Source organism: Janthinobacterium sp. BJB401 (assembly GCF_013372745.1).
Taxonomy (GTDB): Bacteria; Pseudomonadota; Gammaproteobacteria; order Burkholderiales; family Burkholderiaceae_D; genus Janthinobacterium; species Janthinobacterium rivuli.
Window position 1 is genome coordinate 57,170 of sequence record NZ_JABXFH010000004.1, and the last position, 22,303, is coordinate 79,472.

At 65.9% G+C, this 22,303-nt stretch carries 17 protein-coding genes; 3 read left to right on the forward strand and 14 right to left on the reverse strand.

The features are described 5' to 3' along the window. Positions 1-62 precede the first annotated feature (62 nt). Entirely contained in the window at positions 63-1,688 is a 1,626-nt protein-coding gene (locus tag HWE17_RS04380) for a methyl-accepting chemotaxis protein (protein WP_176387944.1), read from the forward strand. Here the strand turns inward: HWE17_RS04380 and HWE17_RS04385 are convergent. After that, complete coding sequence (locus tag HWE17_RS04385; protein ID WP_176387945.1) at positions 1,685-3,850, reverse strand: TonB-dependent siderophore receptor; 2,166 nt, start codon at positions 3,848-3,850, stop codon at positions 1,685-1,687. The two genes, HWE17_RS04380 and HWE17_RS04385, sit on opposite strands and share 4 nt — an antisense overlap. A 407-nt stretch (positions 3,851-4,257) precedes the next feature. On the opposite strand from HWE17_RS04385, the gene HWE17_RS04390 reads away from it, so the two are divergent. Next, on the forward strand, positions 4,258-6,072 hold the full coding sequence (locus tag HWE17_RS04390) for a bifunctional diguanylate cyclase/phosphodiesterase (RefSeq protein WP_255206114.1): 1,815 nt from the start codon (positions 4,258-4,260) through the stop codon (positions 6,070-6,072). On the opposite strand, the gene HWE17_RS04395 is transcribed toward HWE17_RS04390, so the two are convergent. The 10 genes from HWE17_RS04395 to HWE17_RS04440 all read right to left on the reverse strand — a co-directional run bounded on the left by HWE17_RS04395 (position 6,063) and on the right by HWE17_RS04440 (position 17,580). After that, positions 6,063-8,510, reverse strand: coding sequence for a TonB-dependent receptor (locus tag HWE17_RS04395; RefSeq protein WP_176387946.1), 2,448 nt, complete (start codon positions 8,508-8,510; stop codon positions 6,063-6,065). The two genes, HWE17_RS04390 and HWE17_RS04395, sit on opposite strands and share 10 nt — an antisense overlap. A 77-nt stretch (positions 8,511-8,587) precedes the next feature. Further along, positions 8,588-9,541 carry a FecR domain-containing protein gene (locus HWE17_RS04400; RefSeq protein ID WP_176387947.1) on the reverse strand — a complete coding sequence of 318 codons (954 nt, stop codon included), beginning with the start codon at positions 9,539-9,541 and terminating at the stop codon, positions 8,588-8,590. Then, on the reverse strand, positions 9,538-10,065 hold the full coding sequence (locus HWE17_RS04405; RefSeq protein WP_176387948.1) for a sigma-70 family RNA polymerase sigma factor: 528 nt from the start codon (positions 10,063-10,065) through the stop codon (positions 9,538-9,540). Before HWE17_RS04405 ends, HWE17_RS04400 begins: the two co-directional genes overlap by 4 nt. 5 nt (positions 10,066-10,070) lie before the next feature. After that, positions 10,071-10,424, reverse strand: a complete 354-nt coding sequence (locus tag HWE17_RS04410; protein WP_035821631.1) for a DUF3325 domain-containing protein — start codon at positions 10,422-10,424, stop codon at positions 10,071-10,073. Then, complete coding sequence (locus HWE17_RS04415; RefSeq protein WP_176387949.1) at positions 10,424-12,046, reverse strand: PepSY domain-containing protein; 1,623 nt, start codon at positions 12,044-12,046, stop codon at positions 10,424-10,426. The genes HWE17_RS04410 and HWE17_RS04415 overlap by 1 nt, the downstream gene beginning before the upstream one ends. Continuing rightward, the gene (locus tag HWE17_RS04420) at positions 12,043-12,378 is read right to left on the reverse strand and encodes a DUF3649 domain-containing protein (protein ID WP_051959021.1); all 336 of its coding nucleotides are present in this window, start codon (positions 12,376-12,378) and stop codon (positions 12,043-12,045) included. The genes HWE17_RS04415 and HWE17_RS04420 overlap by 4 nt, the downstream gene beginning before the upstream one ends. 2 nt (positions 12,379-12,380) lie before the next feature. Beyond that, positions 12,381-13,127, reverse strand: a complete 747-nt coding sequence (locus HWE17_RS04425) for a DUF4198 domain-containing protein (protein ID WP_176387950.1) — start codon at positions 13,125-13,127, stop codon at positions 12,381-12,383. Positions 13,128-13,515: 388 nt separating this feature from the next. Continuing rightward, on the reverse strand, positions 13,516-15,912 hold the full coding sequence (locus HWE17_RS04430) for a TonB-dependent receptor (RefSeq protein ID WP_255206115.1): 2,397 nt from the start codon (positions 15,910-15,912) through the stop codon (positions 13,516-13,518). 91 nt (positions 15,913-16,003) lie between these two features. After that, positions 16,004-17,086, reverse strand: coding sequence for a FecR family protein (locus HWE17_RS04435; protein ID WP_081922813.1), 1,083 nt, complete (start codon positions 17,084-17,086; stop codon positions 16,004-16,006). An 8-nt stretch (positions 17,087-17,094) separates the two neighbouring features. Further along, a complete protein-coding gene (locus HWE17_RS04440) occupies positions 17,095-17,580 on the reverse strand; it encodes a sigma-70 family RNA polymerase sigma factor (RefSeq protein WP_176387951.1) in 486 nt (161 codons plus the stop codon). Between the two features lie 168 nt (positions 17,581-17,748). Between HWE17_RS04440 and HWE17_RS04445 the strand changes: the two genes are divergently transcribed. Continuing rightward, positions 17,749-19,380 (forward strand): alpha-D-glucose phosphate-specific phosphoglucomutase, encoded by a 1,632-nt coding sequence (locus HWE17_RS04445; RefSeq protein ID WP_176387952.1) that lies wholly within the window; start codon positions 17,749-17,751, stop codon positions 19,378-19,380. A gap of 51 nt (positions 19,381-19,431) precedes the next feature. Here the strand turns inward: HWE17_RS04445 and HWE17_RS04450 are convergent, their stop codons facing one another. The 3 genes from HWE17_RS04450 to HWE17_RS04460 form a co-directional block, all read right to left on the reverse strand. Then, a complete protein-coding gene (locus HWE17_RS04450; protein WP_035821620.1) occupies positions 19,432-21,006 on the reverse strand; it encodes an oligopeptide:H+ symporter in 1,575 nt (524 codons plus the stop codon). Positions 21,007-21,088: 82 nt separating this feature from the next. Next, positions 21,089-21,646 (reverse strand): GNAT family N-acetyltransferase, encoded by a 558-nt coding sequence (locus tag HWE17_RS04455; RefSeq protein WP_176387953.1) that lies wholly within the window; start codon positions 21,644-21,646, stop codon positions 21,089-21,091. Positions 21,647-21,706: 60 nt separating this feature from the next. Further along, positions 21,707-22,183, reverse strand: coding sequence for a hypothetical protein (locus tag HWE17_RS04460; protein WP_176387954.1), 477 nt, complete (start codon positions 22,181-22,183; stop codon positions 21,707-21,709). Between the last annotated feature and the right edge of the window lie 120 nt (positions 22,184-22,303).

A 22,303-nucleotide genomic window follows, 5' to 3' on the forward strand; every position in this document is an offset into this window, starting at 1 on the left:
AGAATTGGATAGTTTTGGTGGCGCCTTTGTTGCCATCCTGTTCTTGCTGCCGGGAGAAACACATGCAACTTGCGAATCTGAAAATCTCCGTCCGCCTGGGTCTGTTGGGCGCCTTTTTCTTTCTTGCGCTGGTGTTCGTTGGCGCGCGTGGCTGGAGCGCGCTCGACGCGGCCAGTGTGCGCAGCGCGGACGCCATGCAGCGTTCCGTCGCCCTGACGGAAGCGGTCGACGCGGCGCGCAGCGCGCAAGTGGAATTCAAGATCCAGGTGCAGGAATGGAAAAACATCCTGCTGCGCGGCGGCGATGCGGCCGCCTTCCAGCGCTACCGCGAAGCGTTTGTTGCCAGCGGCGCGCAGACGCGCAAGGAATTGAAAAGCCTGCAGACGATGATGGCCGCGCTGGGGCTCGACACGGCGCCCGTGGAGCAGGCGCTGCAGGCGCATGACGCGCTGGGCGTGAGCTACCTGGCGGCGCTGCAAAAGTTTGATGGCGCGCGCGCCGACAGCGCCCACACGGTCGATGCGCTGGTCAAGGGCATGGACCGCGAACCGACGCGCCAGATCGACGCCATCGTCGTCGCCATCGGCAAGCAGTCGCACGCCCTGATGGCGCAGATGAAGGAGCGCGATGCGGCCGCGCACCGCAGCGCCAGCATCGCCATGCTGGCCACGGTGCTGCTGACCCTGGTCGTCGGTACTGTCACCGTGTGGTGGCTGATCCGCAGCATCACGGTGCCGCTGGGCGCTGCCGTCGGCATCGCCCAGCAAGTGGCGGCCGGCGACTTGCGCGCCGTGGTGGCCGACGGCAGCCGCGATGAAATCGGCGACCTGCTGCGCGCCTTGAAAGCGATGAGCGGCAACCTGGCCGCCATCGTGGGACGGGTGCGCGCCGGCACGGACGCCATCGCCACGGCGTCCGCTGAAATCGCCAGCGGCAATATGGACCTGTCGTCGCGTACGGAAGAGCAAGCCAGCTCGCTGGAAGAAACGGCTGCCTCGATGATCGAGCTGACGTCCACCGTGCGGCAGAATAACGACAACGCGGATCAGGCGCGCCAGCTGGCTGGCGGCGCGGCCGACGTGGCGCAGCGCGGTGGCGAGGCCGTGGCGCAGGTGGTGCAGACCATGAGCCATATCAACGCCTCGTCCAAGCGCATCGTCGACATCATCGCCGTCATCGACGGCATCGCCTTCCAGACGAATATCCTGGCCCTGAATGCGGCCGTGGAAGCGGCGCGCGCGGGCGAGCAGGGACGCGGCTTTGCCGTCGTGGCGACGGAAGTGCGCAACCTGGCGCACAGGTCAAGCGCGGCGGCCATGGAAATCAAGCAGTTGATCGGCGCATCCGTGCGCACGGTGGAAGAGGGCAGTGTGCTGGCTGGCCAGGCGGGGCGCACGATGGACGACGTGGTAAGCAGCGTGCAGCGCGTCAACGCCATCATCGGCGAGATCGCCGTGGCCAGCGTGGAGCAGCGCGACGGCATCGAGCAGATCAGCATCGCCATCAGCCAGATGGATGGCGTGACGCAGCAGAACGCGGCCCTGGTGGAGCAGGCCGCCGCCGCCGCGGACGCGCTGCAGCAGCAGGCGGCCAGCCTGGCCGACGCCGTCAGCATCTTCAAGCTGCATGCGGCGCCGGCACTGGCGCCGCATGAGGAACTGAAACCGGGCCGGCTGGCGCTGGCTTAGAACGTGTACTTCGCCGTCAGCACGGCGCTGCGCGGATCGCCGAATGCATTGCCGCTGTCGATGCTGCTGATGGCCTGGTAGTAGCTGCGGTCGAAGACGTTGGTCACGCTCAGGCGCACGTCGAGCTGGCGGTTCACTTGCCAGCCCGCGTTCAGGTCGGCCACCGCGTAGCCGCCCTGGCGGATGGCGCTGTTGGTTTTGTAGATCTGGTTCTGCGCCCGCAGTGCGCCGCCGATGCGCCACGCATCGGACAGGCGATAGCTGGTGGACAGGCGCAACAGGCGGCTGGGGCGCTCGGCCGCATAACGCGCGCCTGCGGCATTGCTGCCTTGTGCCTTGGCGTACTCGGCCGTGTTGTAGGTAAAGCCCGTGCTCATCTGCCAGCGCGGCGTCAACGCGCCGGACACGCTCAGCTCGAATCCATCGCTGCGTACTTCACCGGCCGCCTCGGAGCACGACAGCAGGCCGGGGCCGCACTGCGTCAGCGGCAGCGCTGTCGCCAGGTTCTTTTGCACGATGCGGAACACGGCCGCCGAGGCGTTCAGCGCGCCGCCGAAGTATTCGCCCTTCACGCCCGCTTCCATGTTGATGCCCGTGACGGGATCGAGCAGCACGCCATTCCTGTCGACGGCGCTCTGCGGATTGAAGATGCTGGTCCAACTGCCGTACAGCGAATGCTGGGTGTCGATGTCGTACACGAGGCCCGCATATGGCGTGACTTCCCGGCTCACCTTGTAGCCGGAGCGTGCACCCGTAAACGTATTGATGGCGCGGTAGTCGTACCAGTCGACGCGGCCTCCCACCAGCAGGGCCAGCGGATCGGCCAGGCTGAAGCGGGCCGTCGTGTAGACGCCCGTCTGTTTCGTCTTGCTGTCCTGGCCATAGTAGAAGGTACCTATTGCCGGTTTCACAGGCGCGCCCGTATCCCAGTTCACGGGGTTGAAGGTGTAGCTGTAGTCGGGCACCGACTTGTAGCCCTTGTCCTCGGTATCGCGCGTGCGGTAGCTGGTGCCGAAGACGATTTCATGGCGGCGGCCCAGCAGGCTGAAAGGGCCGGCTGCCTGCGCATCGACAATGCGTTGCTGGCGGTCGTAGACAAAGGCGTTGGCCGCGCTGAGGCGGAACAGATTTGTTTTCGGTATGCGGGCGATGCCCGTGACGACGGAGTCGAGCTCGTCCTGCAGTGCCTGCGCCGCCAGTTTGACCTTCCAGCCGTTGCCCAACCGGTGTTCGAGTTCTGCGAACAGGCGCGTGTTTTTCTTGTTCCAGAAGGTCCAGTCGGGCGCGTTGCTGGCCGAGCGGTCGAGCGGCAGGAAACTGCCATCGAGCGCCGTCGGCAAGCCGTACCACGTGGAGCCGGGATTACGCTCGTCGTTGACGTGGAAGCCTACGCTCAGGGTCGTGTCGCGCGACAGGTCGGCATCGGCGGTGGCGTAGAGCAGGGCGCGCTTGTGGCGGTAGTTAGAGATGAACGTGTCGGTATCCTGGTAGGCGGCCACGGCGCGCCCGCGCAGGCTGCCCGCCTGGTTCAGCGCGCCGCGCGCATCGACTTCGCCGCGGTAGTCGTGGTAGCGGCCGATGCTGCCCGTGAGCGACACTTCGTTCTCCGCCGTAGGGCGCTTGCGCACGAAATTCATCGTGCCCGACGGGTTGCCCACGCCATTCATCATGCCGGCCGCGCCGCGCAGGATTTCGACCCGGTCGTACATGGCCAGGGTGGCGAAACCCAGGGTGTCGCCATCGGCCGACATGGTCAGACCGTCTTCCGTGAAATTGCTGATCGAGAAACCGCGTGAATAAAAGCTGGCGCGCTCGGTGGCGCCCTTGTTCAGGCTCAGACCCGGCGTGATATTGGCGATGTCCTCGACCGAGCGGATATTCATGTCGTCCATTTGCTGGCGTGTGACGACGCTGACCGATTGCGGCGTCTCGCGCACGGACAGGTTCAGGCGTGTGGCCGCGGTCATGCTGCCGCTGGTGTAGGAGCCGCTGCCTTCGGTGGTGGCGGAGGCGGCCTGCGCGTTGACGCGCACCTCGGGCAGATTCTGTTCCTGCTGCTGCGCCTGGCCATGGGCCGGTGCACCCAAGGTGCCGAGAATGGCCGCGGCCATGAGGGTCGGCGCCAATGCGGCGGCCTTTCGCTGTGCGCTGTGGTTTGTCATTGACTGCTCCCGGTGTCGCGATGATGTGGTGGATGAAGCAGGCGGATGCCTGTTTCACAATATGCGTCGCTGGGGGAGTGTTGCGCCTGGCTTGCCTGGCCATGCCGCTGCTGTCCTGGCCTGGGCGCAGGGACTCAGATGAATGGAGTTGAATCTCAATAATGAGAATCATTCTCATTTTAGTGCGGCGCAGCAATTGTTGCAATAATTGGTGAGATTGTCTGTGGGAGGATTGCAACAGTGATCTCGCCTCGCCGTGATTGACACCAGTCAAGCGTCGCCCGATCAGGCAAATATCGCGCCAAAATTCTTATACTATTTCCTTTCCGCATGGTTCTGCGCCCGGCCGCATGGCGCGCGTTGCAAAGGAAAAGCATGTCTTCCATCTCTTGCCTGACGGGTGACGCATGACGGCGCTGCTGCTGGCGCTGTGCCTGACCCTCGCCGTGGTGCTGAGCGTGCTGCTGGCCTGCCAGTGGCAGGCGGCGCGCACGTGGCGCCTGCGCCATGCGACCGGCGTGGTGCTGCAGGCGGCGCAGGCGCAACGCATGGCAGAGGCGCTGGCGCTGCTGCACGCATTGCCGGCGGCCGTCGTCGGCACCGACCACGCTGGCGTGGTGCGCTACCTGAATCCCCGCGCCAGCGCCATGGGCGGCCGGCTGGGCGACGATGGCCTGGGCCAGCCCGTGACGCAGCTGCTGCCCCTGTTCCATGACGGCACGCCCGTCGATGCGGCGCGCCAGGTGCGCGAGTGCGTGGCGCGGCAGGAAGTGCTGGAAGTGGCGCGCGGCGCCGTACTGCTGCGCCACCTAGACGGCAAGCGCATCGACGTGCAGTACAGCTGCGCGCCGCTGGCGCAAGGCGGCGCGGTGCTGCTGCTGCACGATGTGTCGGCGCGCCGGCGCGCCGAGCAGCAGCTGGAATTCATCGCCCACCACGATGGCTTGACGGGCTTGCCGAACCGGCTGCATTTCCAGATCCGCTTCGAGCACGGCATCGCCTACGCGCGCCGCCACCAGGGTTTGCTCGCCGTGCTGTTCGTCGACATCGACCGCTTCAAATCCATCAACGACAGCCTGGGGCATGACGTGGGCGACCAGGTGCTGACGGAGTTCGCGCGCCGGGTGCAGCAGTGCGTGCGCAAGGTCGACACGGTGGCGCGCCAGGGCGGCGACGAATTCATCATCCTGCTGACGGAACTGCGCACGGCGCACGATGCCGAGCGGGTGGCCGAAAAAATCGTCGGCGCCATCGCCGCGCCCTTCGTCATCGGCGAATACAGCCTGTCGGTGGCGGCCAGCGTGGGCGTGGCCCTGTATCCGGACGATGACGACGACGTCAATGCGCTGATCGAAAAGGCCGACCTGGCCATGTATGCGGCCAAGCGCCACGCGCCCGGTACCTGCCTGCGCTACGCGCCGCGCATGCAGACGCAGTCGTATTCGCGCACCATCCTCGAGACGGCCCTGCGCCACGCGCTCGAACGCAACGAGTTCGCGTTGTATTACCAGCCGCGCATGGACTTGAAGACGCGCACGATCACGGGCGTGAAAGCGCTGCTGCGCTGGAAGCACCCGGAACTGGGCCTGATGATGCCGCTCGATTTTTTGCCGGTGCTGGAAGAAAGCGCCTTGATCCTGCCGGTGGGAGCGTGGGTGATGGCCACGGCGGTGGAACAGGCGCGCAGCTGGATCACGCAGGGGCAGAGGCTGACGGTGTCCGTCAGCCTGTCGGCGCGCCAGTTCTACCAGCGCGATATCGCGCGCAATTTCGCCGCCGCGCTGGAGGCGGCCGGCGTGCCGGGGCATTGCATCGAACTGGAAATCGCCGCCGGCATCCTGATCGACCGCAACCAGAACTGCGAACTGATACTGCGCCAGTTCCGCCAGCTGGGCGTGGCGATTTCCATCAGCGATTTCGGCACGGGCGACGCTTCGCTGAACTACCTGAAACGCTTTCCCACGGATGCCGTGAAGATCGAAAAGTGTTTTGTCGACGACGTGGGCAAGCCCGGTGGCGACGGCGCCATGGTGCGCGCCATCGTGGCGATGGCGCGCACCTTGGGGCTGCGCACCATCGCCGGCGGCGTGGAAAGCGGCGAGCAGCTGGAACTGCTGGCCGAGATGGGCTGCGACGAGGCGTTTGGCTACTATCTGGGCCGCGCCATGGCGCCCGAGGGCATCGAGGTGCTGCTCAAAACGAGTGAAGCCATTCAGAACTGATAGCGCAGCGACAGCATGGCGTTGCGCGGATCGCCGTAGTAGCCGCCCATGCCCGTCGAGTAGTACTTTTTATCGAAGACATTGTTGACGTTCAGGGTCGCCAGCAGTTGCTTGCTGACCTGGTACTGCGCCATCAGTCCCGCCACCGCATACGCCTTTTGCGTGAAGCGTTCGCCGTTCGGCCCGCGGTCGTCCGTGTAGATATCGCTTTGCCAGTTCACGCCGCCGCCCAGCACCAGGCCCGGCACGCCTTGCGCCAGGCGCCAGGTGGTCCACAGCTTGGCCATGCTTTGCGGCTGGTTGGTCTGGATGCGTGCGCCGGCGGCATTGCGGATGCGGCTATGGGCATAGCTGGCCGTCAGTTGCCAGTCGGGGCGCAGCTGGCCCGACACTTCCGCCTCGAAGCCGCGCGTGGTGGCACCCTTGACCGTGTGGTAGGCGTAGGAACCGCCGCCCGTGCCGATGATCCAGACATTGCCCGGATCGGCTTCGGCCAGGTTTTCCTGCTTCAGCTGGAAGACGGCGGCGCTGGTGGTGAGCTTGCCGCCGAAGAATTCGCCCTTGGCGCCCACTTCGTAGTTCTTGCCTTCCAGCGGCGCCAGGAAGCGGCTGTTGACGTCGCGCTGGCTTTGCGGCGTGAAGATGCTGGTGTAGCTGGCATAGGCCGACCAGTGCCGGCCCAGGTCGTAGACGAGGCCCGCATACGGCGTGATCTTGCCGTTTTCGCGCATCGCGTCATACAGGTCCGTGCCGTTGAAAAAATCGCTGCGAATGTCGCGCTTCCAGTACGACAGGCGCGCGCCCAAAATCACCGACAGCGCGTCCGTCGGGCGCAGGCGCAAGGTCGAATACAGGCCGCTTTCCTGTTCCTTGTCGTATGAGCTGCCCCGGCGCGTGCCGCTGTAGTCGGGCACCGGCATGGCGCCGTTCCAGGCGTGAATATCCGGCACCGTATGGTCATAGCCATCGAGGCGCCAGTTCGGATAGAGGGGGCTATTCGTCTTGAGTTCCGAAGCGCTCACGCCCAGCACCAGTTCGTGCTGGCGGCCGAAGGCCTGGAACGGGCCGCTGACATAGGCGTCGAGCGAGGTCTGTTGCGGCTTGCTGTGCCAGTTGGCCAGCCACAGCTTCATGCCGCCGCCCGTCACGCGGTCCGGGTAGCCGTCGCCGGAAAAGCCCTGCAAGGCGTCGTACTGGTTGCTGCTGCGGCTCACGGCCACCCTGGCGATCCAGTCGTTGTCGAAATAATGGTCGAGCGTGGCGAACAGCATGCTCTGTTCGCGGTCATACGTGCTCCACGCCGCCGTGCCGTTCATCGAGCGGGGGAAATGGGTCAGCGAGCCGTCGGCGTAGAACATGGGGAATTCACGGCCCGCGCCTTTCAGCTTTTCCTTCTGGTAGTTGATGCCGGCGCCGAGCACCGTCGATGGCGTCAGGTCCGCTTCGACGATGGCGTACAGCACATCCTTTTTCTGCTGGTAGCGGTCGATGAACGAGCGCTGGTCTTCATGCGCGGCGACGATGCGTGCGCGTACCTTGCCGTCCGCCGTCAAGGGCGTCGAGACATCGCCTTCGATGCGGTAGCGGTCCCACGAACCGAGCTGGGCGCCGGCCGTGGCGGCAAAGCTGCGGCCCGGACGTTTGCGCACCAGGTTGACGGCGGCCGACGGACTGCCCGTGCCGCTGATCAGGCCCGTGGCGCCGCGGATGATCTCGACCCTGTCGTAGATGGCCATGTCGTAGGTGCGCGCTTCCAGGCTTTTGCTGGTCGGGATGCCGTCGAACATGTACGAGGTGACTTCGAAGCCGCGTGAAAACACCTGGTCGTATTCGCGCGTGCTCGAGGAATGGTCGACCGTGATGCCGGGCGACTGCACCAGTACGTCCTGCAAGGTGCGCAAGCCCTGGTCTTCGATCCGCTGGCGCGTGATGACGCTGACCGCTTGCGGCGTTTCGCGCAGCGACAGGTTCAGGCGCGTGGCGCTGGTCAGGCCCGCGTAACCGCGCTTGCCTTCCGTGGTGCCATCGCGCAGGGCGCTGGAGCTGACGGCCACTTCGCCCAGGGTGGCGGCGATCGGCGCGGCGGGCAATGCCGCACCCGCCTTGCGCAGCACGTAGCTGCGTTCCCCGCTGGGCAGCGCTTCCAGGCCCGTGCCGGCCAGCAGGCGGGCCAGCGCCTGCGGCACCGTGTAGCTGCCGCTCAGGCCAGGCGTGCGCACGCCTAGCAGCAGTTCGGCCGCCGCGCCCACGCTCACTTTTGCTTCGATGGCAAAGCTGGCGATGGCGGCGGACAGCTCGCCCGCCGGCACGTGGAAGGCCGTTTGCGCGGCGGCTGGCGCGGTGGCATCGGCGGCCATGGCCGGCGCCTGCGCCAGCGACAGCAGGATCACGGCGCTGCCGATGGCGCGCGCGAGGGGAGTCAAACGGGGTGGGTGCATGGTGTGGCCTTTCCGGTGAGTGTCGTTGTCGTACTTACAGGACAGGCCATGCCGAAAAAAGGGGCCAAATTTCACGATTATTTTTTGCGGGCCGCGAGAGTGACCCAGTACGGGGTGCGGTACAGCACGTCGACGGGCAGCATGCGCGCCAGACTGTCCAGCACGGCGTCCGTGTCGTCGAGCTGGAAGGCGCCCGTCAGGCGCAAGCCCGCCACTTGCGGTTCCACGCGCAGCAGGCCGGGACGGTAGCGTGACAGCTCAAAAGCGAAGGCGTCGAGGCGCATGTCCTGCGCCGCCAGCATGCCGTGCGCCCATGCATCGGCTTGCAGCGGGGCCGGCGTGGGCAGGCCGGCGTGGTTGGCGTCGAAGCGGCTGTGCTGTCCCGCCACGAGCGTGCGCACGGTGGCCGAGGGCGCGCGCGGCGTGATTTCCACCGCGTGTTCAAGCACCGTCACGCGGCTGGCGTCGTCGTCGACGCGCACGGTGAAGCGCGTGCCCAGCGCGCGGATGCGGCCATGGCAAGTGGCGACGATGAAAGGGCGGCTGCCCGCATGGTCGGGGCGCGTCTGCACCAGCACTTCGCCGCGGCGCAGGGTCAGCAGGCGTTCACCGGCGCCATACGCCACGTCGACGGCGCTGTCCGTATTGAGCACCAGGGTGCCGCCATCGGGCAAGGACACCTCGCGCCGTTCGCCCATGCCGCTGCGGTAATCAGCCAGCATCTCGTGACGCACCAGCAGCCAGGCGGCGGGCGCCGCCATCAGCGCCAGCAATACCTGCACGGCCACGCGGCGTTGCGGCCGGCGCAGCACGGGCACGGCCAGCTCCGGCGGCAGCAAATTCGCCGTCTGGCTCACCTGCCGCACCCTGTTCCAGGCGCGCGCATGTTCCGGGTCGCGTGCGCGCCACTGGGCGCTGGCGGCCAGGTCGTCCGGCGTGGCCTGGCCCGACTGCTCCAATAAATACCATTCGACGGCCTGGCGCGCCACCTTGCGCGACAGCGGCGGAGATGGCGAAGCGGCCGCGCTCATGCCGGCAAGTCCTGCGCCAGCAGCACGCATTCGGTCAGCGCCTCGGCCATGTAGCGCTTCACGGAGCGTTCGCCGATGCCCAGCTGCGCGGCGATGTCCGCATAGGCATGGCCTTCGATCTGCGCCAGGATGAAGACGGCGCGCACCTTCGGTTTCAGGCCATCGAGCATGGCATCGACGGCTTGCAGCGCCTGCAGGATTTCCACGCGCCGCTCGGTCGATGGCACATGCTGTTCGGGTAGGGCGGCCAGCGCATCGGCCCACGCGCGTTCCAGCGACTGGCGGCGCAGGTGGTTGATCAGCAGGTGCTTGGCGACGGTCGCCAGGTAAGCCTTGGGTGCGCGCAGGGCCGGCGTTTGCGGCTGCATGGGCGCGCCGGCCAGCAGGCGCGTGTAGGTGTCTTGCATCAGGTCGGCCGCCTCGGCGGCATTGCCCAGGCGCCGTTGCAGCCAGTGCGCCAGCCAGCCGTGGTGTGCGCGGTAATGGCTTTCCAGTTGCGTGGACAGCAGGGGTGGCATGGCCATGATCGTTACCGTACTGCCAGCGCGACGGCGGCCAGCAAGGCCGCCACGCCGATCATGCGCGCCAGGCGCATGGCCTGGTGCGGCGCATACGGCAGCAGCCAGATCAGCAGCAAGCCGCAGCCCGTCAGGCTGCCGACCCAGTAGACGAGGCCATAGCCGCCGCCGGCGATGTGCATGGCCCAGGCCAGGCCGGCCGCCAGCGCCAGCCAGCCAGCCCACTGCAGGCGGCGGCGCAGCGGCGCGGGCGGTTCGGCGCCGCGTCCGTGCAGGTCGGCGTAGTGGCGGTCCATCGCCAGGCACAGCGAAGACAGGCCCGCGTAGCACAGCGCGAAGACGAGGAAATTGGCTAACAGTTCCATCACGCGGCCTCCATCGTTTGCGCCGGTTTCACCGGTGCCGCCTTGGCCGCCTTCACGGGCAGCGGTTTCAGTTTGTACGCCGCATACGCGAGACCGAGGCCCAGCACCAGCACCACCAGATCGAAGGCGGCCACCGCCACGGGGCCGCGGCCCAGGAACAGGGTCACGCCCAAGTGCGAATCGGTCGTGAAGACGTTCAGCACGGGCAGCGACGCCAGCAGGAAGGCGCCGGCGGCCAGCTGCATGCGCCACATGGCGCGCGAGGGGCGCAGCTGGGCGATGATGGCGGCCAGGGCCCAGGCGCCGAAGAAGCAGGCGATTTCCTCTTTTGGCCGGTCTTCCATCGTCACCGACAGCAGGCGGTTGGCCCAGAAGTAGGCGCCAAAGGCGATCGGGATGCCGGCGATGGCGCCGATGTTGAGCGCCTCGACCAGGCGCAGGCCGAAGCTGGCGCGCTTGCCGGCGGCTAGCGCCTTGGCCTGCTTCTGGCGCGTCTTGACGGCCCACAGCAGGGCGCCCGTGGCGACCATGGCGCAGCCGGCCAGGCCGGACAGGAAGAACAGGGCGCGCAGCAGCGGTCCGCCGAAATGCGCGACGTGCAGTCCCACCATCACGCCTTGCGTGGCGGCCGCGCCGGGCTGCGCCTCGCCGTCGCTTGACAGCAGCTTGCCGGACACGCCATCGAATTCCATCGATGGCTGCTTCGACGACATGTCGCGCCCACCGGCGCGCGTGAGCGAAATGGTGGCGTTAGCGTCGCCCGGGTGGTTGACGGAGATGCGCTCGACCTTGCCGCCGCCCCAGTGCTGTTCCGCCTGGCGCACGAGGGGCGCCAGCGGCGTCAGCGGCGCGGCCACGCCGGCCGGCTTGCTGTCGCCCGAGCGGCCGGGGAAGGCTTCGGCGAAGAAGGTATCCTGGTCGCCCTTGTAGGCGGCCGTGACGCCGGAAGGCATGTACAGGAACATCAAGGTGACCAGGCCCGTGTAGGTGATCATGATGTGATAGGGCAGGGCCAGCACGGCCGTCACATTGTGCGCGTCCAGCCATGAACGCTGGCCCTTTTTCGGCCGGAAGGTAAACAGATCCTTGAAAATGCGCTTGTGCGTGACGATGCCGCTGATGATGGAGACGAACATGAACATGGCGCAGAAACCCACGATCCAGCGGCCCCAGATGGCCGACATGTAGTGCAGGTCGAAATGCAGGCGGTAGAGGAATTCGCCGCCCCGCGTTTCGCGCGGCTTCGATAGCACTTCGCCCGTGGCCGGGTCGGCTTTTTCGCTATGAAAATTGCCGCGCCGGCCGCGTTTCTTTTCGCCCGGTTTCGAGGGTTTGCTCCAGCCCAGTTGCGTGGACGGGCTGCGCTCGCCGGGCAGGCTGATGAACCAGCGCGTGGCGCCGTCTGCCCGTTCTTGCATCGCCTGTTGCGCGACCTTGGCCGCTTCCTCGGTGCTCACCTGGCTGGCGGCGGCGCCGTGCAGTTCGGGCTGCATCCACAGGGTGATTTCATTGCGGTAGTAGCTGGCCGTGCCGGCGCAAAACACCAGCAGCAAGATCCAGCAGACGAGCAGGCCGGACCAGGTGTGCAGCCATGCCATCGACTGGCGGAAACCTTCTTTCATGCGAGACTCCAGGATAGTGCGTCCATCCACTGCAGGATGGCGGCGATGACGGCGGCCGGCATCAACAGGCCCAGCCAGGCGCGCAGGGCGCTGCGCGTGGCGAAGACCCACAGCACGGCGCAGGTGTAGATGGCAAACGACAGCAGGGTGGCCGTCATGACGGCTTCGGAGCGGGCCATGGGCAGGCTCACCGACAGCAGCATGGTGACCAGCGCGGCCAGCACGTAGCCGCCGACGATGGCCGCCACGCTGCGCGACGCCACGCCGAGGCGGTAGATCGCGCCGGCGGACAGGCGCAGGCGCGCGATTTTAATGATGGCTGGCGCTGGCATGCTCAGTCGTGTTCCTTGCTCGGTGGTACGGCCGGGCCGGCCGGCAGCGGCGTCACGCCTTGGGGCTGCACCAGGCTCAGGGTCGTCACGAACATGGCCTTGTCATAGGCTTGCGCGCCGCGCTGGCCAGCCGTCTTGTCCGTGTGCTGCACTTCCAGCACATAGGTGCCCTTCCATGGCAGCGGGAAGCTGACCAGGCCTTGCGCATCGCTCCACGCTTCCTTGCCCCAGCCCGATTGCACCACGGCGTTGACCTTGGCCTGCGCCAGCGGCTTGCCCTGGTAGCTGACCTGGAACTGGCCAGGTTTGCCGGTCGGCACGAGGTCCAGGGTCAGCGCGGGCGTCTGCGCCTTGTCGTCGGCGATCAGGCGCGCGGCCGGGACCCACACGGTGCGCGTGCTCTTGCCATCCTTTTTCTCTTCCCACGATGGGTAGTTGTCTTCCTCGACGATGATGCTTTCGCCGGCGCCCGCCTTGCCATTGAGGATGAACGCGCCGGCCGTCTTGCTCGCCTGCAGCGGCTGCGCGCCCTTGGCCGACACCCACGTCACGTTCCTGATGCTGAACTTGTCCAGCAGGCCGGGCGACGCTTCGCGCAGGTTGTCGCCGAATTCGCCGAAGTACACGCTGGCCGCCTTGCCGTCCTGCTGCAGCCAGATCTGGTGCGCGCTGGCCGTGCCGGAAAAGAGGGCCGCGCCCAGCAGGGCGGTGGCGAGGGCGCCGAGGCGCGCGATGGAAGTGAGGTGCATGGTGTATCCCTTGGTGTATGGTGAGAAACGTGGTTGTCGCAGCGGTGCAACGTACCGGGAAGTGGCGGCGGCAGCGCCGGCCAGGGAACGTGCTCGCGCCATGAAACTACCTTTTTGCGTTATTGATACGGGAAGGCTTGCTTGGCAGGGATGCCTGGCTGGCGCAGCGTGTCATCCAGCTGCGCACCAGCCATGCCGTCCTGGCCGGTCGATGGCAGGCGGGACATGCGGGAGGCGGACTCCGAACGGAATCCAAATGTGAATGAGAACTATTCTTATTATAGTGTGAGGTTGCGAGACATGCAAGAGAGAGGTGTTGTAACGATGTCGTAAACGAGCACGGCCACCGTACTGACGCGGTGGCCGTGCAAGCGTGCAAGCGTGGGCGTTACAGCTGGCCGCGCAGGGTCAGCATGGCGTTGCGCGGTTCGCCATAGAAGTTGGAGCCATAGGCGGCCCACACGCGCGTGTAGTATTTTTTGTCGAACAGATTGTTCACCGTCAGCGACAGCTCCAGCTTGGGACTGAGGCGGTAGCCAGCTTGCAAGCCCACCGTGGTGACGGGGCCCTGCTCGAATTTCACGGGGCCGTTCAGGCGGTACATGCTGCTGACGCTGCGCAAGCCGCCGCCCACGCTGACTTTATCGAGCGCGCCGGCCAGCCGGTAATTGGTCCACAGATTGACATTGTGGCGCGGCGCGATGAAGGTGTACAGCTGGGCTTTCTGCTCATCGCTGCCTTCGAGGGTGCGCGTGCTGGTGTAGGAATAGCCGCTCGTGATGTTCCAGCCCGGCAGGGGGCTGCCGCTCAGCTCGGCTTCCACGCCCTGGTTGCGCATCTTGCCGGCGCCGATGGAAAACAGCGGGTTGGCCGGGTCGGGCATGGCGCGGTTCTCGTCTTCCATGCGGAACAGGGCTGCATGCGCATTGACGTTCTTGTCGAACAGTTCCGCCTTCAGGCCCAGCTCGAACTGCTGGCCCGTGCGCGGTTTCAGGATCTGGCCGGCGGCGTCCGTGGTGGTCTGGGGCGAGAAGATGCGCGTGTAGCTGCCGTAGGCCGACACCTGCTTGTCGAGTTCATAGACCAGGCCCGCGTACGGCGTGAATTTCGCATTGATGGTGTTGCTGACATCGGTGAACTGGTTGAAATAGGCATTGCGGTTGACGGTATGGTTGTTCCGGTGCGTCAGGCGCCCGCCCAGGTTGACGGCGAGCCGGTTCGTCGCTTGCAGGCGGGTGCGCGCGTACAGGCCGAACTGCTTGGTGCGGTTGTCGTTGCCGTTGGAAAAGGTGTAGCTGGGCCGGGCGATATTGTTATCCGGGTGGAAGATGTTGATCGGCGCAGTGTCGCCGCCACCATACTGGAAATTCTTGTGCACCTGGCGGTAGTCGGCGCCCACGATCAGGTCGTGGCTGCGGCCGAACGCCTGGAACGGCGTCGCCAGCCAGGCATCGAGTCCCTGCGTCTTCCAGTGGCTGCGGTAGGTCCAGCTGATCAGGCAGCTCTCGCCCGTGACGGGGTCTGCCGAACAATCGGGCCAGCCGAAATGGCGCGATGGTTCGTCCTGCTCGCGGTACAGGGCGGTCATCTTGAACTGGCCGCCGTTGTCCAGTTTGTGATCGAGTTCGGCAAAATATTCCGTGACCTTTTCCGTGATGTGGTTCCAGGCCGGATCGAGGTACGTGGAGCGGGGCACGTCGAGCAGGCGCCCGTCTTCATAGGCGGGCAGGCCGAAGGCGGGACGGCCCTTGTATTCCTGCCAGGTGACGCCGCCCGTCAGCACGGTGCCCGGCGCCACATCGACGGCAACGGTGCCGTACAGCAGCGGTTTTTCCGCATACACATGATCGACGAAGGAGCGCCGGTGTTCATAGGCGGCCACTAGGCGGCCGCGCACCTTGCCGTCCGCGCTCAAGGGACCCGTGACGTCCGCTTCCGCATAGTAGCGGTCCCAGGAACCCGCGCTGAGCACGCCGCTGGCGGTGTAGGTGTCGCGCGCCCGCTTGCGCACCAGGTTGATGCTGCCGCCCGGGTCGCCCGCGCCCTGGAACAGGCCGTCCGGTCCGCGCAGCACTTCCACGCGGTCATAGATGGCCAGGCCGAAGCCGGCCGACAGATCGTTGCCCGTGCTGGCCGGCGTCATCACGCCATCGACCTGTACCGAGTCCAGCGCATGGCCGCGCGAATAAAAATTGCCGTGGTTGCCGCCCGTGCTGCTCGCTTCGACGGTGATGCCCGTCACGCCGCGCATGGCGTCGTCCAGGTTCAGCAAATTCTGGTCGTTCAGCTGCTGGCGCGTCAGTACGGAGATGGACTGGGGAATCTCGCGCAGGCTTTGCCGGCCCTTGCCGATGCTCACTGCCTGCGCCGCATACGACTTCGTCAGTTCGGTATCCGTCGTCGCCTCCTGGCGCGCGCTGATGGTGATTTCCGCCAGGGTCGCCACCTTGCCCGTGGCGGCGGGCGCTGGGCGGATGATGACGCTGTTGCCGTCGATGCTGGCGGACAGGCCGCTGCCGGCCAGCAGACGCTCCAGGCTGTCGGCCACGCTGAGCGTGCCGCTGACGGCGGGCGCCGTCTTGCCGGCCACCAGTTCCGGCGCGAACAGCAGTTGCAAATTGGCTTGCCGCGCCAGCTCATTCAGGGCTTGCCCCAGAGGCTGGGCGGCGATGGCCAGTGTAACGGCGGGCGCCGTTTGCGCGTGTGCGAGGGAAATGGTACCCAGGGCCAGCATGGCGGCCAGGGCGAAGGGGGCGGGTGTCAGATTGAGGCGGGGGGACCACATGTTGCATTTCTCCAGGTTAATTTATTGTCGATTAACCTGGTAGACGCGGCAGCGGGAAAAACCCTCACCTGCGAATGCGAATTATTTTCATTTATTTTTTTGGGAAGTGCATAGCCGGTGCCTGCGCAGGTGCTCTCGGCGCCATGCCGATGGTGCTGACGGTGCCGCTGCGCACGACTTGTACGGGCAAGAGTTGCGGCAAGGCGGCGGCGAAGCGGTCGAGCTGGGTCAGGCTGAAGCTGCCGCCGATGCGCAAGCGCGCGACGGCGGGATCGCGCACGACGAAGCCCGTGTCGCCATAGCGTTCGAATTCGGCCAGCGCCGCACCCAGCGGCACATTGTCGAAGGTGATCCTGCCGTCGCGCCACGGCGCCACGCTGCCCGGGGCCAGGCTGGCGACGGCAGACAGGCGGCCGCCGGCATCGCTGCTGACGCCCTGGCCGGCCCGCAGGTCGACCTGATCTTGTCCTACGCCGGCCACGCGCACCTGGCCATGCTGCACGGCCACGCGCAGCTGGCCGTCGTGCACCAGCGTGTTACGCACGGAAAACTGCGTGCCCACCACCGTCACTGTCAACGGACCGCTGAGCACGTCGAACGGCTGGCCCTGCTTCGATTGCACCTGGAACAGCGCTTCGCCGTGCGCCAGGCGCACTTCGCGGCGCTGGCGGTACAGGGTGACGTGCAGTTGCGTGGCCGTATCGAGCTGCACCTGGCTGCCGTCGGGTAGCGAGATGGCCAGGCGCTGGCCGCGCACGGTGGCATACGACTGGCTGAACGTGGGTTGCTGCCACCACTGGTAGCCGCCCGCGCCCACGCCGAGCAGCAGCATGGCGGCGGCCGCATACGGCAGCATGCGCAGGGAGCGCAGAAGCGGGCGGCGGGCGGATGGCGCTGGCACTGTCCAGCGGGCGGCCACCTGCGCGGGAATCCGGCGCGCCGCGCGATAGGTGTCTTGCAACTGGGCATACGCGTGCGCGTGCAGCGCATCGGCCGCCAGCCAGGCGGCAAACTCGGCCTGTTGCCGCGCATCGAGGTTACCGCGCCGGCTGAACCACGTGGCCGCCGCCAGCGCTACCGGGTCTTGCGTGGCGGCAAAGTCGGCATGCTCGCGCAAGTCCGCCTGCTCCTGGGCGGAGGGGCCGAAATCATGGCGGGGCGGGTGGGCTGTCATGGGCGGCATTATGCGCATTCCCGCAGAGAACGCAACTGTGCCTGGCAACTGAGCATGCCGCGCGCGATATGTTTTTCCACCATGCTCACGGAAATGCCCATGCGCGCGGCGATCTGTGCGTGCGGCAATTCCTCGAAGACGTGCAGCACGAAGGCGTCGCGGCAGCGCGGTGGCAAGGCGTCGATGGCGGCCACGCAGGCTTGCCAGTCCTGGCTGCTTTCCAGCGCCTGTTCCGGCTGCAAATGACGGGGCCCTGCCGGATGCGCGACCTCCGGCAGGGCGTCGAGTTCCTCGTGCTGGCGCACGGCGGCGCGGCGGTGCTGGTCGACCAGCAGGTTGCGCGCCGTGTGGTACAGCAGCGCGCGCGGTTCGCGCACGGCCGCCTCGCCTAGCACGCGCGCATAGCTTTCCTGCACCAGGTCGGCCGCAGCCTCGCGGTTGCGCAAGCTGCGCCAGCAAAAGTTCAACAGTTCTTGGTAATAGCGTGCAACCACGGCGTCCGATGTATGAGTCCGCAGCCAGGAATGCCGCATATGAGAATGATTCTCATTATATGGCATGCCGCGATGTCGTGTTAAGCGGCTTGGCGCACCGTGGCAGACGTACAACGCTTTGCCCTGCGGCCAGCATCGGTTAACATGGGAAGTTAATAAGGAGGCAAGATGACTATACAAATCATCAATACGGCGCCGGTGGCCGGCCAGCGGCCTGGCACCTCGGGCCTGCGCAAGAAGGTGGGCGTATTCAGCCAGCCGCAGTATCTGGAAAACTTCGTGCAGAGTGTTTTTGACACGCTGGGCGACTGCCGCGGACAGACCCTGGTGCTGGGCGGCGACGGGCGTTACTACAACCGCGCGGCCATCCAGACGGTGCTGCGCATGGCGGCCGCGCATGGCTACGCGCGCGTGCTGCTGGGGCAGGGCGGCATTTTGTCGACGCCGGCCGTCAGCTGCGTGATCCGCAAGCATGGCGCCAGCGGCGGCCTCATCCTGTCGGCCAGCCATAATCCGGGCGGCCCCGATGGCGATTTCGGCATCAAGTACAACATCGCCAATGGCGGCCCGGCACCCGAAAAGGTCACCGAGGCCATCTACGCCTGCACGCAAGGCATCGCCGAATACCGCATCAGCGACGCGGCCGACATCGACCTCGATACCATGGGAGTGGCGCGCATCGAGCAGATGACGGTCGAAGTGATCGATCCCGTGCTTGATTACGCGGAACTGATGCAGCAGCTGTTCGACTTCGACGCCATCCGCGCCCTGTTCGCGGGCGGCTTGCGTATCTGCTTTGACGGCATGCACGCCGTTTCCGGCCCGTATGCGACGGCCATCCTGGAAGGCATGCTGGGCGCGGCTAAGGGCAGCGTCATCAACGGCGTACCCCTGGAAGACTTCGGCGGCGGCCATCCGGACCCGAATCCCGTCAACGCGCAGGAATTGATCGCCATCATGGCTGCCGACGATGCACCGGACTTCGGCGCCGCCTCGGATGGCGACGGCGACCGCAACATGATCGTCGGCCGGCGCTTCGACGTCACGCCCTCGGACAGCCTGGCGATTTTGGCCGCCAACGCTACGCTGGCGCCCGGCTACCGCGACGGTTTGAAAGGCATCGCCCGCTCCATGCCCACGTCGGGCGCGGCTGACCGGGTCGCTGGCGCGCTGGGCATCCCTTGCCACGAGACGCCGACGGGCTGGAAGTTCTTCGGCACCCTGCTCGACGCGGGCATGGTCACCCTGTGCGGCGAAGAAAGCTACGGCACGGGCTCGAACCACGTGCGCGAAAAAGATGGCCTGTGGGCCGTGCTGTTCTGGCTCAACCTGCTGGCAGCGAAAAAACAATCGGTGGAAGAGATCGTGCGCGCGCACTGGGCGGAATATGGCCGCAATTACTATTCGCGCCACGACTACGAAGACATCGACAGCGCCGGCGCGCAGCAGCTGATGGAGGCCGTGCGCGGCCAGCTGGCCGCCTTGCCCGGTCAGGTCGTCAACAGCTACACGGTGGCGCTGGCCGACGATTTCAGCTACACGGACCCCGTTGACGGCTCCGTGGCCACGCAGCAGGGCATCCGCATCATCATGACGGACGGCGCGCGCATCGTGCTGCGCCTGTCCGGCACGGGCACCGAGGGCGCGACCCTGCGCCTGTACCTGGAGCGCTACGAAGCCGATCCGGCCCGGCACGATATTCCCACCCAGGAAGCGCTGGCAGGGCTGATCGCCGTGGCCGGGCAGCTGGCGCAGATCCGCGAGCGCACGGGGCGCGATGCGCCGACGGTGACGACGTAAAAAAAGGGCGCCCGATGGCGCCCTTCTTGATTGCGGCAAATCAAACCGGCATCATGCTTTCGCCGGCACCACCGCCTGGCGGTAGTTATCGACCATCTTGTAGCGCTTCGCATACAGGCCGAAAGCCAGCATGGCGACGGCGGCAAAGGCGGCGAAGAAGAACATCTGGAAGGCCGTCACGCTGATGCCGCTTTCGGCGATCTTGCCGATCACGCCTTCGTTCATGACGCTGCGGTTGACGATCAGCACCCACAGGTTGCCCACCGTGGTCGACAGATTCCAGAAGCTCATGATGGCGCCCTTCATCGAGACGGGCGCCTGGCTGTAGGCAAACTCCAGTCCCGTCGCCGAGACCAGCACTTCGCCGAACGTCAGCAAGGCGTACGGCAGGATCTGCCACATGATGGAGACGGCGTTGCCGCTGTCGAGGGCCAGTTGCAGCAGACCGATGACGATCCACGCCAGCGAGGAAAAGCCGATACCGGCCGTCATGCGGCGCAGGGCCGTCGCTTCCAGGCCGAAGCGGTTCAGCATCGGGTACAGCACCAGGTTGTTGAACGGGATCAGTAGCATCACCAGCATCGGGTTCAGCGCCTGCATCTGCGCCGGCAGGAACCAGCTTGGTTTTTCCATGGTGTTCGCTTGCACGATCCACGTCGAGGCCTTCTGGTCGAACAGCGAGAAGAACGGCGTGACGAGGGCGAAGATGACGAGGATGCGCAGCACGGCGCGCACGCCTTCGACGGCTTCGTCGGGGTGGATGCCGCGCGCGCGTTCCAGCTGCATGGCCGTGCCGATGCTGCCGAAGGCCAGCAGCAAGACCAGCGCGGTACATGCGGAAATCACGAAGCCCCATTCTGGAATGCTGTAGAACGCATACAGGGCGCCGACGACGCCGACATAGGCCACATACAGGCCTGGGCGCGAACCGCCATCGACGCGGGCCAGCAGGGCCGTGCGGGCCACGCGGGTGAACGAATCGGGATTCGGCGGCGCCGGCGGCACGTGCACGTATTTCTTGGCGCCCATCCAGAAGACGATGGTGGCGGCCAGCATCATGATGCCGGGGATGCCGAAGGCGATCGACGGACCGTAGTCGCGCAGGAACATCGGCATCAGCAGCGAGGCGAAGAAGGAGCCGAAGTTGATGATCCAGTAGAACAGGTCGAAGACCAGCTTGGCCTTGTGCTTGTTGGTCTGGTCGAACTGGTCGCCGACAAACGAGGCCACGAGCGGCTTGATGCCGCCGGAACCGAAGGCGATCAGGAACAGGCCGAAATAGAAGCCGTTGACACTGTTTTCAAACAGGGCCAGGCAGGCATGGCCGGCGCAATACACGAGGCTGAGCCAGAAGATGGTGTTGTACTTGCCAAAGAAGCGGTCGGCCAGCCAGCCGCCCAGCAGCGGGAAGAAATACACGCCGATGACGAAGGTGTGGAAGACGTGCTTGGCTTCGCCCGTGCGCTGGTCGATCGGGATCATCAGTAGCAGGGTGCTGATGAGGAATGGCGTCAGGATGTTGCGCATGCCATAAAAGCTGAAGCGTTCGCAGCCTTCGTTGGCGATGATGTACGGTATTTGCCGCGGCATTTTGCCCGTGGCGGTTTGTGTCTCGGCCGATGACATTGGCTCTCCCCCAAGTTTTTTTTGTAAGCCGCGATGCTAAGGCCTGCCGCGTTTGCTTGCAACAGAAAAAACGGCCTGTCCGCTATTTCGCAGGGATTTGTAAGGTATTGATTTTCATAAAGACATTACTTTCGGCACTTGCAAGGGCAGGGCGGGGCAGCAACAGCTGCATATGCAGCATGCCATCCGCCGCAGGATGGTCCTCCAGGGTAAAACCGCAAGCCAGGTACAGGGTCAATGCCGCGTGGTTGTCCTGCGCCACGGCCAGGCGCACGCGGGCCAGTTCGGGCACGCTGCAGGCGTGCGCAATGGCCGCCTGCACCAGTTGCCGTCCCGCGCCGCACCCGCGCGCCTGCGGCGCCACGTACACGCTCCACAGACTGGCCTTGTCATGCACGACGGCAATCGGTTCGCGGCGGAGGCCGGCCATGCCGATCAATTGTTCTTTGTTGAAAGCGCCAAATATTATTTGGTGCGAGGTGGCGCGCAAGCGCTCGGCTATCTGTGCCAGCGGCAAGCCGCTTTCCGCCGCCTGCGTGGTGCAGAAGGCGGCGGGCAGTTCGGCGATGCCGGCCAGGCGCAGCGCGCGGTAGGCGCTGGCGTCGTCTGGCGTGAGGGGGCGGACAGTGATGGCGGGCATGTGGGCGAGTATCGGGCTTTGATGCCAGAAAGTAAAGCTTGCGCTACAACGCCGGCGTAGTTACTGCGTGGCGACGCGTTGCATGGGCGCATTGTCCTTGCGCCATTGTTCCAGGCTGATCAGGTCGCCGCTGACGATGTCGTCGACGAGGATGCGCTTGCCATCGGGCGTGACGACGAAACTTTCCCAGCGGTGGGCCGCATCGGGCGTGCTTTCGAAAAAGCTCAGCTGGTAGCTGGCGACGCCATCGACGAGGCGCGTCTCGGGCGACGTTTCCATCACGGCGCCGTGTGCGCGGCCGCCCGAGGCTTTTTCGATATGCGCCGACCAGGCCTTGATTTCCGGCAAAGCCAGCAAGGCATCGACGGCGCGCGCGTTCTGCTCCGGCGCCGCCGTGTTGGCGCTGGCGCCAGGGGCATTGTCACCGTGCGGCGCGGACTGCTGGTGCACGTAGAAAGCGACTAGCCCGGCGGCCAGCAAGCCGGCCAGGATGCCGGCGATGATGGTGGTTCTGGAAGAGGAGGCGCGTGGCGGCATGATGGTGGGCGTGAGAAAGAGGGACGATGGCGGCCATGCTAAAGCAAAACGCACAGGCCGGCAATCGCCGGGCTTGCCAAATCAACAGGTCAACAGGCGAAAAAAAAGCTACCTTCCGTA

Coding starts and splice junctions, on each gene's coding strand:
- HWE17_RS04380 (WP_176387944.1), top strand. CDS start 63: ATGCAACTTGCGAATCTGAAAATCTCCGTCCGCCTGGGTCTGTTGGGC.
- HWE17_RS04385 (WP_176387945.1), bottom strand. CDS start 3,850: ATGACAAACCACAGCGCACAGCGAAAGGCCGCCGCATTGGCGCCGACC.
- HWE17_RS04390 (WP_255206114.1), top strand. CDS start 4,258: ATGACGGCGCTGCTGCTGGCGCTGTGCCTGACCCTCGCCGTGGTGCTG.
- HWE17_RS04395 (WP_176387946.1), bottom strand. CDS start 8,510: ATGCACCCACCCCGTTTGACTCCCCTCGCGCGCGCCATCGGCAGCGCC.
- HWE17_RS04400 (WP_176387947.1), bottom strand. CDS start 9,541: ATGAGCGCGGCCGCTTCGCCATCTCCGCCGCTGTCGCGCAAGGTGGCG.
- HWE17_RS04405 (WP_176387948.1), bottom strand. CDS start 10,065: ATGGCCATGCCACCCCTGCTGTCCACGCAACTGGAAAGCCATTACCGC.
- HWE17_RS04410 (WP_035821631.1), bottom strand. CDS start 10,424: ATGGAACTGTTAGCCAATTTCCTCGTCTTCGCGCTGTGCTACGCGGGC.
- HWE17_RS04415 (WP_176387949.1), bottom strand. CDS start 12,046: ATGAAAGAAGGTTTCCGCCAGTCGATGGCATGGCTGCACACCTGGTCC.
- HWE17_RS04420 (WP_051959021.1), bottom strand. CDS start 12,378: ATGCCAGCGCCAGCCATCATTAAAATCGCGCGCCTGCGCCTGTCCGCC.
- HWE17_RS04425 (WP_176387950.1), bottom strand. CDS start 13,127: ATGCACCTCACTTCCATCGCGCGCCTCGGCGCCCTCGCCACCGCCCTG.
- HWE17_RS04430 (WP_255206115.1), bottom strand. CDS start 15,912: ATGTGGTCCCCCCGCCTCAATCTGACACCCGCCCCCTTCGCCCTGGCC.
- HWE17_RS04435 (WP_081922813.1), bottom strand. CDS start 17,086: ATGACAGCCCACCCGCCCCGCCATGATTTCGGCCCCTCCGCCCAGGAG.
- HWE17_RS04445 (WP_176387952.1), top strand. CDS start 17,749: ATGACTATACAAATCATCAATACGGCGCCGGTGGCCGGCCAGCGGCCT.
- HWE17_RS04450 (WP_035821620.1), bottom strand. CDS start 21,006: ATGTCATCGGCCGAGACACAAACCGCCACGGGCAAAATGCCGCGGCAA.
- HWE17_RS04455 (WP_176387953.1), bottom strand. CDS start 21,646: ATGCCCGCCATCACTGTCCGCCCCCTCACGCCAGACGACGCCAGCGCC.
- HWE17_RS04460 (WP_176387954.1), bottom strand. CDS start 22,183: ATGCCGCCACGCGCCTCCTCTTCCAGAACCACCATCATCGCCGGCATC.